The 11840-nt window shown below is 72.5% G+C and carries 13 protein-coding genes; 7 read left to right on the top strand and 6 right to left on the bottom strand.

Going from position 1 to position 11840, the window contains the following annotated elements; all coding sequences use genetic code 11:
- Nucleotides 1–35: 35 nt before the first annotated feature.
- Complete coding sequence (locus H6X67_RS00180; protein ID WP_283251259.1) at nucleotides 36–1862, bottom strand: subtype A tannase; 1827 nt, start codon at nucleotides 1860–1862, stop codon at nucleotides 36–38.
- A 167-nt stretch (nucleotides 1863–2029) separates the two neighbouring features.
- Entirely contained in the window at nucleotides 2030–2977 is a 948-nt protein-coding gene (locus tag H6X67_RS00175; protein WP_250648899.1) for a DUF3097 domain-containing protein, read from the bottom strand.
- Nucleotides 2978–3300: 323 nt separating this feature from the next.
- Here H6X67_RS00175 and hrcA point away from each other — a divergent pair, with 323 nt between their 5' ends.
- Together hrcA and dnaJ are read left to right on the top strand one after the other, a co-directional pair.
- Nucleotides 3301–4350 (top strand): heat-inducible transcriptional repressor HrcA, encoded by a 1050-nt coding sequence (hrcA, locus tag H6X67_RS00170; RefSeq protein WP_249367157.1) that lies wholly within the window; start codon nucleotides 3301–3303, stop codon nucleotides 4348–4350.
- Nucleotides 4351–4405: 55 nt separating this feature from the next.
- Entirely contained in the window at nucleotides 4406–5536 is a 1131-nt protein-coding gene (gene dnaJ, locus H6X67_RS00165; RefSeq protein WP_249367158.1) for a molecular chaperone DnaJ, read from the top strand.
- A 58-nt stretch (nucleotides 5537–5594) separates the two neighbouring features.
- Here the strand turns inward: dnaJ and H6X67_RS00160 are convergent, their stop codons facing one another.
- Nucleotides 5595–6368 (bottom strand): YggS family pyridoxal phosphate-dependent enzyme, encoded by a 774-nt coding sequence (locus H6X67_RS00160; RefSeq protein WP_249367159.1) that lies wholly within the window; start codon nucleotides 6366–6368, stop codon nucleotides 5595–5597.
- Between the two features lie 68 nt (nucleotides 6369–6436).
- On the opposite strand from H6X67_RS00160, the gene H6X67_RS00155 reads away from it, so the two are divergent.
- Both H6X67_RS00155 and H6X67_RS00150 read left to right on the top strand, forming a co-directional pair.
- A complete protein-coding gene (locus H6X67_RS00155) occupies nucleotides 6437–7252 on the top strand; it encodes a 16S rRNA (uracil(1498)-N(3))-methyltransferase (protein WP_249367160.1) in 816 nt (271 codons plus the stop codon).
- A 365-nt stretch (nucleotides 7253–7617) separates the two neighbouring features.
- The gene (locus H6X67_RS00150; RefSeq protein ID WP_249376963.1) at nucleotides 7618–8673 is read left to right on the top strand and encodes a zinc-binding dehydrogenase; all 1056 of its coding nucleotides are present in this window, start codon (nucleotides 7618–7620) and stop codon (nucleotides 8671–8673) included.
- Between the two features lie 97 nt (nucleotides 8674–8770).
- Here H6X67_RS00150 and H6X67_RS00145 read toward each other — a convergent pair whose 3' ends face one another.
- Nucleotides 8771–9202, bottom strand: a complete 432-nt coding sequence (locus H6X67_RS00145) for a ribosomal protein L7/L12 (protein ID WP_249367162.1) — start codon at nucleotides 9200–9202, stop codon at nucleotides 8771–8773.
- A 78-nt stretch (nucleotides 9203–9280) separates the two neighbouring features.
- On the opposite strand from H6X67_RS00145, the gene H6X67_RS00140 reads away from it, so the two are divergent.
- Together H6X67_RS00140 and H6X67_RS00135 are read left to right on the top strand one after the other, a co-directional pair.
- Entirely contained in the window at nucleotides 9281–9541 is a 261-nt protein-coding gene (locus tag H6X67_RS00140) for a type II toxin-antitoxin system Phd/YefM family antitoxin (RefSeq protein WP_249367163.1), read from the top strand.
- Nucleotides 9538–9801 (top strand): type II toxin-antitoxin system RelE family toxin, encoded by a 264-nt coding sequence (locus tag H6X67_RS00135; RefSeq protein WP_249367164.1) that lies wholly within the window; start codon nucleotides 9538–9540, stop codon nucleotides 9799–9801. Before H6X67_RS00140 ends, H6X67_RS00135 begins: the two co-directional genes overlap by 4 nt.
- 92 nt (nucleotides 9802–9893) lie before the next feature.
- Here the strand turns inward: H6X67_RS00135 and H6X67_RS00130 are convergent, their stop codons facing one another.
- A complete protein-coding gene (locus tag H6X67_RS00130) occupies nucleotides 9894–10496 on the bottom strand; it encodes a PIN domain-containing protein (RefSeq protein WP_249367165.1) in 603 nt (200 codons plus the stop codon).
- Entirely contained in the window at nucleotides 10493–10999 is a 507-nt protein-coding gene (locus H6X67_RS00125; RefSeq protein WP_249367166.1) for a helix-turn-helix domain-containing protein, read from the bottom strand. Before H6X67_RS00125 ends, H6X67_RS00130 begins: the two co-directional genes overlap by 4 nt.
- A gap of 192 nt (nucleotides 11000–11191) precedes the next feature.
- On the opposite strand from H6X67_RS00125, the gene H6X67_RS00120 reads away from it, so the two are divergent.
- Nucleotides 11192–11803 (top strand): TetR/AcrR family transcriptional regulator, encoded by a 612-nt coding sequence (locus tag H6X67_RS00120; protein WP_249367167.1) that lies wholly within the window; start codon nucleotides 11192–11194, stop codon nucleotides 11801–11803.
- The last annotated feature ends 37 nt before the right edge of the window (nucleotides 11804–11840 follow it).

The following is an 11840-nucleotide window of genomic DNA, read 5'->3' as shown; positions in this document are numbered from 1 at the left end:
GGCGGGGTCCGACGGCTGCCGTCCCGCCGACGGGCTCAGGCGCCGGACGCCTCCTGCACCCAGGCGATGAAGGCTGACTCGCCGTCACCCGTCAGCTCGGCCATCGTGTGCCCCTGGCCCCACACCGTCGCGAAGTCCACGTCCCGGCCGGCGGCCTGGAGCGCCAGCGCCAGGTTCATCTCCACGGTCGTGGCCGTGTCGCCCTGCTGGATCCCGGTGCGGATGCGCCACGACGGCGCCACGGTGGACGTGCCCGAGCCCTCAGAGCCCGCCAGCAGGAAGAACATCGGGTTGTACATCTGCTCGCGGGCGAGCACGTCAGTGCCCAGGGAGTCCGTCTGGGCGAGGTCCGCGTCGTAGCCCGCCGAGCCGTAGTCCTCTGCCCAGCCGGTCAGCGCCGCGTAGGACGACTCGCCCGCCGCGACGACATCGCGCGAGACCTGCGAGAAGTGCAGGGTCTCGGCGCCCACACCGAGGACCGTGTTCTCCGTCTGGCCACGGTCGACGCCGTCGAGCGCACTCACGTCCTTCGACGCCGGCTTCTGCGAGGTGACGAAGCCCGCCAGGCTCGTGACACTGGCCGTGCCGGCCGCGGAGTCGTAGACCACCCACTCGCCGTCGGCGTTGAGCGCCTGGAAGTAGGACTCCACCGTCTCGTAGGTCGTCGACTCGCTGCTGGACGAGCCGCCGGGGGCGGCCCCGGAGGGCGCCTCACCGCTGGGCGCCTGCCCGGACGGGGCCCCGCCCGAGGAGCCGCCGGGCTCCATGCCGGCCATCGTCGTGCTCGAGGGCGTGTACGGGAAGGTCGTCACCGCCAGGAAGTCGTTGAGGGAGCCCTCGATGAGGCCCATGAGGTGCTCGTAGTACGTGCCCGCGAGGTACACGCCGTCACCCGACTCCTGGAGCGTGAGCGCGTTGCCGTCGGCGTCGGTCAGTCCCGCGCCGTTGACCCATGACGCGTAGGCCGCCGCCAGGTCCTTCGAGTACGCCTCGGTCCAGGTGCCCTCGGCGCGCGTGCCGTCGGAGGCGAACTGACCCATGTTCCACTCGTAGGCGGCGTTGGCCTCGTTCAGGCTCGTGATCGGGCACCAGCACATGGCGCCGGCGACGGCGTCGGACAGGGCGTTGCCGTCGGTGTCAGTGGTGGCGGCGCCGATGGCCGCCAGGTAGGGCGTGTACAGGGCGCTGTCGCCCGAGGCGCCCATGACGGCGGACTGGGCACCGCCGCCCGAGTGGCCGAAGACGTAGACCTGCTCGCTGTCACCGGGCAGAGCGGCGGCGTTGTAGCGCAGGTAGCGCACCGCGGCCTTGAGGTCGGCGACGCCCCACGGGGCGTTGCCGGCGGCGGCCTCGGACGTCGAGTCCTTGCCCCGCAGGCCCGCCACCACGTAGATGAGGCCGGCCTCCATGTAGGCCTGGATGGTGGAGTAGGAGTACTCGCTCAGCGGCGACTGCGCCGAGTAGCCGGGCGTGTTGACCGGCAGGACGACCGGGGCGGTGGCGGAGGTGTAGGCACCCGCCGTGCCGTCGGCGGGCGTGAGCGTGTAGGTGCCCTCGCCGTTGTCCTCGGCGGAGACGTAGGCGCCGGGCAGGAAGATCGAGAGGGTCTCGTAGGCGGCGTCCTGGATCGAGGAGCCGTAGGCCAGGCCCATCTGGTAGTAGACGTCGCCCTCGGCGTCATAGGACCAGGCGGCGGTGTCCAGTGCGAGGGACGCGTCGGTGGGGGTGAGGGTCCCGGCGTCGGGGGAGGCCGTGGTGGTGGTGCTCGCGCTCGTGCCGGTGGAGGTGCCGCAGGCGGCCAGGCCACCGAGGACGGCGGCGAGCGGGATGGTCTGGAGGATGAGTCGGCGTGAGACGGCCATGGTTGCGGTGCTCCCTTCGCGTGCGCCCACTCGGTTGCTGCCGGGCTGCCCGGTGGCGCCGGCCCTGCGGGCTCTGGGAAAGATCCTGCGCGGTCGGCCTGAGCCCGCCGGAAGCGCCCCTTGTGCGTCCGCTGTGAGGATCGGGTGGAAGGGAGGGCCGGCTCGGCTCAGCGCGTGCCGGGGGCGGTGACGAAGTCGATGAGCTCCTCCATGCGCCCCAGCAGGCTCGGCTCCAGGTCCTTGTAGGTGCGTACCGTGGCGAGGATGCGCTGCCAGCCGCGGGCGACGTCCGCCTGGTCGGCGTGCGGCCAGCCGAGGGCCTCGAGCGTGCCGTGCTTGATGTCGGTGCCGCGCGGGACCTCGGGCCAGGCGGCGAGGCCCACGCGCTCGGGCCGCACCGTCTGCCACACGTCCACGTACGGGTGTCCCAGGACGAGCACGTTGTCCCCGCCGGGCATGGCGCGCACGCGCTCGGCGACGCGCGACTCCTTGGAGCCGGGCACGAGGTGGTCGACGAGCACCCCGGCGCGGCGCTCGGGGGAGGGGCCGAACTCGGCCATGACCTCCTCGAGGTGGTCGACGCCGTCGAGCATGAGCACGACGACGCCCTCCAGGCGCAGGTCGTCGCCCCACACCTTCTCGACGAGCTCGGCGTCGTGCTTGCCCTCGACCCAGATGCGCGAGGCGCGCGCGACCCTCGCCCTGCCGCCCTCGACCGCGTAGGAGCCCGAGGCCGTGAGCCTCCTGCCCGCGGCGCTGACGGGCCCGGTGGGCGCCGCCGGGCGGGCGACGGGCGGGTCGAGGATGACGGGGCGGCCGTCGATCCAGAAGCCGGGCCCCAGGGGGAAGCCCCGGCGGGTGCCGTGACGGTCCTCGAGGACGACGACGTGACGGCCGCCGGACTTCTCGACGGCGACGGCGGCCCCGACGAAGCCGGTCTGGCGGTCCTCGACGACGAGCCCGTGGCTGACGGGCACGTGGACGGACTCCGGGCGCACCGCGTGGGGGCCCACGCGGTGGGGGTCGGAGCGGAGCACGTCGCCGCCGTAGCGGTCCGACGCCGTGGGGCGGACGGGCGGGGCGGCCTCGGCCCGGCGCCGCTCCAGCGGGGTCATGGCGCGCCTGCCGGCGGCCCTCATGGCCTCCTGCTCGCGCTGGGCCCGCTCGCGCAGGGCGGCGCGCCTGGCCGCCGTCGAGCCCGGTACGGGTGCGGCGCCCTGCACGGGGGCAGGTGCGGCGCCCCGCACAGGTGCAGGGGCGGAAGCAGGTGCTGGGGGTCGTCGGGGCGTGTTCACTCAGGGCACGGTAGGGGAACCTCACGCCGGAGGGTGGTCTGACCCGCCGGGCCCCGGCGTAGGATGGCACTCACACCGTGAGAGTGCTAACCGCCCGCGTGCGGGAGCGCCCGGCCCAGCCCGTGACGAGGAAGGAGACCCGCATGGCCGACGACCGCCGCCTCAAGGTCCTGTCCGCCATCGTCACCGACTTCGTGCGCACCCGCGAGCCCGTGGGCTCACGCGCCCTCGTCGAGCGCTACCAGCTCGGGGTCTCCCCGGCCACGATCCGCAACGACATGGCGGTCCTGGAGGACGAGGGCTACATCCAGCAGCCCCACACCAGCGCCGGGCGCGTGCCCACTGAGAAGGGCTACCGCCTCTTCGTCGACGAGGTCGCCCGCGTCAAGCCCTTGTCGGCCCCCGAGCGGGCCGCCATCACCGCCCTGCTCACCGGCGAGGCCGACCTCGAGCAGGTCGTCGCCCGCACCGTGCGCGTGCTCGCCCAGCTCACCGGACAGCTCGCCGTCGTCGAGTACCCCAGCCTCAGGCTCACCTCCCTGCGCCACCTCGAGCTCGTGGCCCTGGGACCCGCCCGCGTCCTGCTCGTCATCATCACCGACACCGGCCGCGTCGAGCAGCGCACCGTGGTGATGGACGGCGACGTCGTCGACCTGCCGGCCCTGGAGCGCCTGCGGGTGCGGCTCAACGCCGCCCTGGTGGGCTGCCGGGCCGTCGACGTCGTGCCCGTCCTGGAGGCACTGACCGAGCAGGCCCCCGACGAGGAGCGCGTCCTGCTGCGGGCCGTGGCGGGTGCGCTCGTCGACGCCCTGCGCCCCGATGCCGAGGAGCGCCTCGTCGTGGCCGGGACCGCGAACCTGGCCCGCTCCACCCCGGACTTCTCCTCCCTGGGCCCCCTGCTGGACGCCGTCGAGGAGCAGGTGGTGCTGCTGCGGCTGCTGGCCGACGGCGGCGCCCCGGCCTCACGCGCCGCCGGCGACGGCATGCGCGTGTCCATCGGCTCGGAGAACCACGACGACGCCCTGGCCGAGGCCAGCGTCGTCTCCGCCTCCTACACGGCCGGGTCGGACGACGCCGTCGCCCACCTGGGCGTCATCGGCCCCACCCGCATGGACTACCCGGCGACGATGGCCTCCGTGCGCGCCGTCGCCCGCTACCTCACCCGGTTCCTGTCGGGGCCGGACCCCCGGTGAACCACCCACCTCCCGCTGAACGCACGCTGACGAACACGAAGGACGAGTCCCACCTGTGAGCGACTACTACGAGCTGCTGGGCGTGAGCCGCGACGCCACCGCCGACGAGATCAAGAAGGCCTACCGCAAGAAGGCCCGCCAGCTGCACCCCGACGTCGCCGGCCCTGGCCACGAGGACGAGTTCAAGGCCGTCTCCAGCGCCTACGACGTGCTCTCGGACCCTGACAAGCGCCAGATGTACGACCTCGGCGGTGAGGAAGCCCTGCGTGGCGCCGGTCCCGGCGGCTTCCCCGGCGGGGACTTCTCCGACCTGGGCGGCATGTTCCAGGCCTTCTTCGGCGGCGGACAGAGCCGGGGGCCGGCCTCCCGGGCGCGCCGCGGCCAGGACGGGATGGTGGCCGTGCCGGTCACGCTCGCCGACGTCGCCTTCGGGGCGACCAAGAGCGTGCAGGTGGACACCTACGTCCAGTGCCCCACCTGCCAGGGCTCGTGCTGCGCGCCGGGCACCTCCCCGGTGCAGTGCACCGGCTGCAACGGCCAGGGCCAGGTCCAGCGCGTCCAGCGCTCCTTCCTGGGCAACATCATGACCAGCGCTCCGTGCCCCGAGTGCGGCGGCTACGGCACGAGGATCGTCACCCCCTGCCAGGACTGCGCGGGCGAGGGACGCAACCACGTGCGCCGCGACATCGAGATCAACGTGCCCGCGGGCGTGTCCACGGGCACGCGCCTGCGCCTGTCCGGCCAGGGCGAGGCCGGCGTCGGCGGCGGCCCGGCCGGTGACCTGTACGCCATCATCCAGGAGGAGCAGCACCCCAGCCTCGAGCGCGACGGCGACGACCTCTACACCGAGCTGCGCGTGCCGATGACCGCCGCGGCCCTGGGCGCCAGGCTCTCCGTGGAGACCCTCGACGGGGACCAGGAGGTGACCGTGCGCGCGGGCGCCCAGTCGGGTGACGACATCCGCCTCGACGGCCTGGGCGTGGGCCGCCTGCGCCGCAACGGCCGCGGCGACCTGCACGTGGTGCTCACGGTCGAGACCCCCACCCGGCTCACCGACCGCCAGAAGGAGCTGCTTGAGGAGCTGGCGGCGCTGCGCGGGGAGGACGGGTACGTCGCCGTCGAGGAGGGCTTCCTGGACCGGATCAAGAACGCCGGCAAGGGCGGCAAGTCGCGCAAGCGCCGCTGAGGCCGGGGTCTGTGGCTGAGCTCCAGCCCGCGGCGCCTGCCGCTCGGCCCGGCGGGCCTCAGCGGCCGTCGGGCCGGCCGGGCCAGTAGAGGCTGTCCGGGGTGGGGCGCCGCCCGAAGACCGCCTGGCCCACCCGCACACAGGTCGAGCCGTGCTCGACGGCGAGCTCGAAGTCGCCGCTCATCCCCATCGACAGCCCTCCGTCACCGACGGTGCCTTCCTGCAGGGCCGCGTCGCGCAGAGCGCGCATGAGCCGGAAGCAGGCGATGACGCGCTCGCGGTCCTCGGTGTGGGCGGCCAGCGTCATGAGCCCGCGGACCCTGAGCGAGGAGTACGCGGGCAGGGCAGCGAGGAAACCGGGAACGTCCTCGGGAGCCAGCCCGAACTTCGTGTCCTCACCGGAGGAGTTGACCTGGACGTAGACCTCCAGGCCGCGCCCAGCGGCCTGCAGGCGCCGGTCCAGGGCCTCGGCGACGCGCAGGGAGTCCAGGGCCTGGAACTCGTGGGCGAAGGCGGCGACGTCCTTGGCCTTGTTGGTCTGGAGGTGGCCGATGACGGCCCAGTGGATCCCGAGGTCCGCCATGGCCCGGGCCTTGCCGAGAGCCTCCTGGACCTTGTTCTCACCCATCTGCCTGACCCCGGCCTCCCAGGCGGAGCGCAGACGAGGCTCCGGGACGGTCTTGGTCACCGGCAGGAGCCTGACCGCGCTGCCCTCGCGCCCGGCACGCGCGGCGGCGTCGTCGACACGAGCGCGCACCGCCGCCAGGTTCGCGGCGATCTCGGCGACGGTCTGGGCGTGCTCGGGAAAGGTGTCGGACTCGTGGGGACTCATGGGAGGCGACGCTAGCACCGGACCGAGGGGCTCCGGGCTGCCGGCTCCCGGCCCGTAGGCTGGGGCCTGTGACCGCACCCGTCTTCGTCCTCACAGCCGACACCCTCGAGCCCGCCGGGGCCGGCGCCACCGCCCAGGCCGGCACCCTCCTCGTCCTCACTGGCCCCGAGGCCCGGCACGCGGTCACGGTCCGGCGCCTGCGCTCCGGCGAGCGGGTGGACCTTGTCGACGGCCAGGGCCTGAGGCTCGTGTGCGAGGTGACCGGGCCCGGGGCCGGTGGAGCCAAGGACCGCCTGGGCGTGCGCGTCGTTGAGCGCGTCGAGGAGCCGGAGGCGCCGGTGCGCCTGACCCTGGTGCAGGCGCTGGCCAAGGGCGGGCGCGACGAGCAGGCGGTCGAGACGGCGACGGAGGTCGGCGTCGACCTCGTGCTGCCCTGGCAGGCGGGCCGCTGCGTGTCCGTGTGGAACGGGCCGAAGGCCGCCAAGGGCAGGGCCCGGTGGGAGACGACGGCACGCGAGGCGGCCAAGCAGGCGCGTCGCGCCCGGGTGCCCGTGGTCGAGGACGTCCGGTCCACGGCCCGGCTGTGCGACTGGGTGCGGCGCACGGTCGATGCCGGGGGAGTGGTCCTCGTGCTGCACGAGGAGGGCACGGCCCCGGTCGGCGGGGCGACGCTGCCCACCGCGGCGCCGGGAGCGGGGGCCGGGGAGCCGCCGGTGCTCGGTGTCGTCGTCGGGCCCGAGGGCGGGATCAGTGGTGAGGAGAGAGCGGCGCTGGAGGCTGCGGGAGCCTCGACGGTGCGCCTGGGCCCGCACGTCATGCGCACGGCCAGCGCCGGGCCGGTGGCGCTCGCGGTCCTCGCCCAGCACACCGGCCTGTGGGGCTGAGGCCGCGGCCCCTGGGCCCGGGCGGCGTGAGGCGCGGCCGCTGATGACGGGGGTGCGCGTCACCGCTGGCGGTGCAGTGCCCGGCTCGCACGCTCATGTGACTGAGCGCCTTGTATGATCCGCGTGATTCCGCGGTTTTGCGGATCGTGCGTACGACGTTCCTCGGCTCCCATGTGCGTACGCGACACGCACGCACGTGGGAGCCACGGCAACGAGCTCTGTGCCGGAGCAGGACCGCGAGATACCAATGAAAAACCTGCTTCGATGAGAAGGTGCGGACACCGTGAGCGTGCCACTGCCCCGTGCGCCCCACCCTCTGCCCTCGCCTAGCACCGGGGCTCATGAGCCCTGGCGACCCGACCACCATGACAGCCCTCGTCCTCGACCGTCCGGCGCCGCCCGAGGAGCTGGCGCAGGCCATGCACCTGACCGAGCAGGACGTCCCCGAGCCGGGGCCCGGCCAGGTGCGCGTGCGTGTGGGTGCCTGCGGCCTCAACCCGGTGGACTGGAAGGTCGCCCGCTCCGGCTCCGCCTCCTGGGACTGGCCGCACGTGCTGGGGCTCGATGTCGCCGGAACGGTGGACGCGCTCGGTGACGGCGTGTGCCCGGACGCCCACGGACCCGAGGGCAGTGACCCGCTGCGAGCGGACCTGGCGGTGGGTGCACGTGTCGCCCTGCACCACGACCTGCGCCGGCCCGGCGGCCTCGCCGAGTACGTGGTCGTGGACGCGCAGGCGCTGGCGCACGTGCCCGCGCCCGTGAGCCTGACGGCCGCCGCGGCCCTGCCCTGCGCCGGCATGACGGCCCTGCAGGCACTCACCCGCCTGCACGTGGGTGAGCAGCAGACCCTGCTCGTCACGGGAGGAGCCGGGGGAGTGGGCGGCTACGCCGTCCAGCTCGCCCGGCTCATGGGCGCGCGCGTCATCGCCACCGCTTCCCCGGGCAAGGCGGAGGCGGTGCGTGCGCTCGGTGCCGACGAGGTCCTGGACTACCGGGCGCTGGGCAGCCCCGAGGCGGTCGCGGCCGCCGCACGCGCCCTGACCCCGCAGGGCCGTGGCGTCGATGCCGTGCTCGACACCCTGGGTGCGGGCTCCGCGACCGCTAACCTGGCCGCACTGGCCTTCAACGGGGGACTGGCCTACATCGGCGGGCGCCCGGACCTGGCACAGCTGCCCGGTTTCTCCGTCTCCCCGTCCCTGCACGAGGTCTCGCTCGGCGCCGCCTACTCGGCCGGCACCTCACGTGACCGGCTCGTGCTCACGCTCATGCTCACGAGCCTGCTCACCATGGTGGCCGACGGAGAGCTGGACCCGCGCGTCGAGCGCGCTGTGGCGCTCCAGGAGGCCCCGCAGGCCTACCTCCTGCTGGCGCAGGGGCACGCCCTGGGCAAGACGGTCGCCGTCGTCGACGCCTCGCTGTAAGTAACGGGGACCGGGCACGGGAGCGTCGTCGATCCGCTTGACCGGGCGACGCCGACCCGGCGAGCGTGACAGCCTTCGGCGCTCAGGCCCCTGCACCTCATCGGGCGGTGTCGACCAGGGCCTTGGCCGCCTTCAGCCCGAGGCCTGTGCGCTCGCGCACCATCTTGATGGCGAGAACTGGGTTGACGGTGGCGAGTGCGGTCTCCTCCGGTGTCAGCCCCGTTTTGTCGGCGGGAGCCGACGGGGGTGTGAGCTGGCCGCCCGGGTGCCCCGCAGCCTGCGCTCCGAGCGCACGGGCCGCGTCAATGGCGCGCTTGGCGCTGGCGAGGTCGGCGCCGGTGCGATCGCGGTAGGCCTTGATCGCGGCGAGCGTCTGCCCGCCGGCGACGAGGGCGCTCTCGGCGGCGCTGGCCGGCTCACTGGGCGGGTCAACAGGTACCCGGGGCGTGTGGGCCTGACGAGAGGGCCGCTCCTCCTTGCGGCGCCCGAAGAGCCAGGAGAAGAGGGAGGAGCCGTCTGCGTCGTTCATGACCCGGAGGCTACCGTGAGTGCCGCAGCCCTCTTCTCAAGATGTACATCTTCGCGCTTCTTGTTCATAATGACCGTTATGGCCGACATGACCGTGACCGTTGCGCGTAGTCGTCTCGCTGATGTCATCGACGAGGCTCGTGTGCGTCATACTCCCGTCTTCCTCACTCGCCGGGGTCGTCGTGTGGCCGCGGTCATCGACGCCGAGGATCTCGAGCGTCTCACCCAGGCGGCGGAGGACCTGGCGGACATTGAGGCCGCTCAAGCCGCTCGCGCGGAGGTCGCTGAGGGCGGCACAGTTCCGTGGGACGAGGTCAAGGCGGACCTCGGACTCGTATGACCTACCGGATCGAGCTCAGCCCCGGGGCAGCACGCCAGCTGCGCAAGCTGGACGGCCTGGCGCAGCGCCGAGTCCAAGCAGTCGTTGAGCTGCTCGCCCAGGAGCCCCGCCCAGCCGGAGCGAAGAGGCTTGTCGGCGGGCATGGCGAGTGGCGGGTGCGTAGCGGCGACTACCGCATCATCTACGAGATCAATGACGGGGTGCTGCTGGTTCTTGTGCTCACCGTTGGCCACCGCCGTGAGATCTACCGGCGAAGGTGACGACGGGCGCGCACCTGCACAGATGAACCGCCTATGTCGCTCTCTCCGCTTGGGTCGTGTTCTGCTGCCTGGGCGCGGTGGAGGAGCCTCTTTCAGATGCGTGATGTCCCGGCGTGCTCAGAACTCTCCAGGCGCCACTTCTGGGCCCGGGCGGCTTCGGCGAAGCTGGGGACACCGCACCTGGACAGGCGGGCGAGCACCTCATCGAGCTCGGCCGGCGGACGTCTCATCGCCCTTGTCTGATGTTGAAGCGCCTGCATGACACGCGAAGGTGCCAGGGCAAGCTGGTGGAGGAGGAAGACGTCGGGGTTCTGCGCCTCGATGCCGTACGGGGCGAGTGAGTCGGTCGGAAAGTCCTTGAGGTTCGACGTGATGATGACGTCAGCGCGCCCGACGACTGCGGCCGCCACGACATGACGGTCGCACGGATCGGGAAGACAGATGGCCGGAACGAGTCCCTCCCACCCTGATACCGAGGCGTCGACGAAGGCTGCGTCCATTGCTTGTGCGCGTCGCTGGGCTCTCCCGGCAGGCAGGTCGGGATGAACCTCGTCGATCACTCGCGTCATCTCGTCGAGAATCGCTGTGCTCCACAGGGGACGGTAAAGGCCTCCTTCTGCGACTCTCAGAAGAGTGTCCGCAAGAGTGGCGGGGACGAGGACGCAAGTGTCGAGCAGTGCGGAGAAGAGGGTCATAAGGCCTTGTCCTGCCGCGCCCGACGCAAAGAGGTCTCATAGTTCTCAGACACGTCGTCGTACAAGCCGGTCTCAACCGCCTCGAGAGTCATGCTGTCGAGGGTGTTGCTGCGGTCCTGTGCGGTACGTTTCTGATAGGCGATGACGTCTTCCAGGCGCACCCGGCGGTGGCGTCCCACCCCGGGGCGCTCGAATGGGATCCGTCCGGACTCCAAGAGCTTGACGAGCGTCGGACGACTGACCCCCAGGAAGTCCGCCGCTTCCTGAGTTGTCAGCATCTGGTCGACTGGTGCCACGGTGATCGCCCTGCCGTGCGACATGGCGTCGACGACGTCGCTCAGCACCCGGTAGACCTCCTCGGGAAGGCCGACAGTCTGGCTGTCCGGGCCGACAAGGACCGCCGGGGCTGAGACGTGCTCGAGGAAACGGGACAGGTCGAGCATGGGCTCGAGGTCCTCGGGGGGAAGGATGGTCGAGCGTGTGCTTGCGGCAGCGGTGGTCATAGCGCCACTGTAACCAGAAATCGAAAAAAACGAAGTGGTGGGAACGGCGGGGGAGGGTAACGATATGATCCCGCTTGAGTATCGGCATCGCCGCTCCTCGAAGGATATGGCCCTGTCGCAGGAGGAGCACGTGCCCGTTGTCCCAGTCCGCACGGGAGTCGTGGCCGCACCTGCCACCGTCGGGAGTCCTGCGTGAGCCCCCGCGGCCGGCGTCCGGCCGGCAGCCCTGACGCGCGCGAGGCGATCCTCGTCGCCGCGCGCACCGCCTTCGCCCGCGACGGCTACAACACCTCCCTGCGCGGGATCGCCCGTGACGCCGGCGTCGACCCGGCGCTCGTCCACCACTACTTCGCCGACCGCGCCGCCCTGTTCTCCCAGGCTGTCGTCGGCGACATCGACGGCATCACCCTCGACCCCGCCCTCATCGAGCAGGTGCGCCAGACGGAGCCGGAGGGCCGGGGGGCGGCAATCGTGCGGATCTTCCTGACCACCTGGGACCGCATGGGCCAGGAGCGCTTCGCGGCCCTCGTGCGGGCGGCGCTGAGCCATGAGGCCGTCATCGAGGGCGTGCGTGACGTGTTCATCGGGGCCGTCATCGCCCCGCTGGTGGTCTCGATGGCCCCCGACCGGGCCGAGCTGCGCACCCAGCTCATCGCGAGCCAGCTCATCGGGCTGGGGATGGTCCGCTGGGTGGCGCGGATGTCCGCGGTGCGCGCCGCCGACCGCGAGGAGCTCGCCCTCGCCATCGGCCCGACTGTCCAGCGCTACCTCATGGGCGACCTGGGGCTGGGTCCCGGGACCTGACCGCGGCTCCGGGGAAAGGGTTGCCGGGAGTGTCGCA

This window comes from Actinomyces sp. AC-20-1 (assembly GCF_023369555.1).
In the GTDB taxonomy this organism is placed as follows: domain Bacteria; phylum Actinomycetota; class Actinomycetes; order Actinomycetales; family Actinomycetaceae; genus Actinomyces.
The sequence above is the reverse complement of the archived record's forward strand: the minus strand, read 5'-3'. Positions and strand labels throughout refer to the sequence as shown.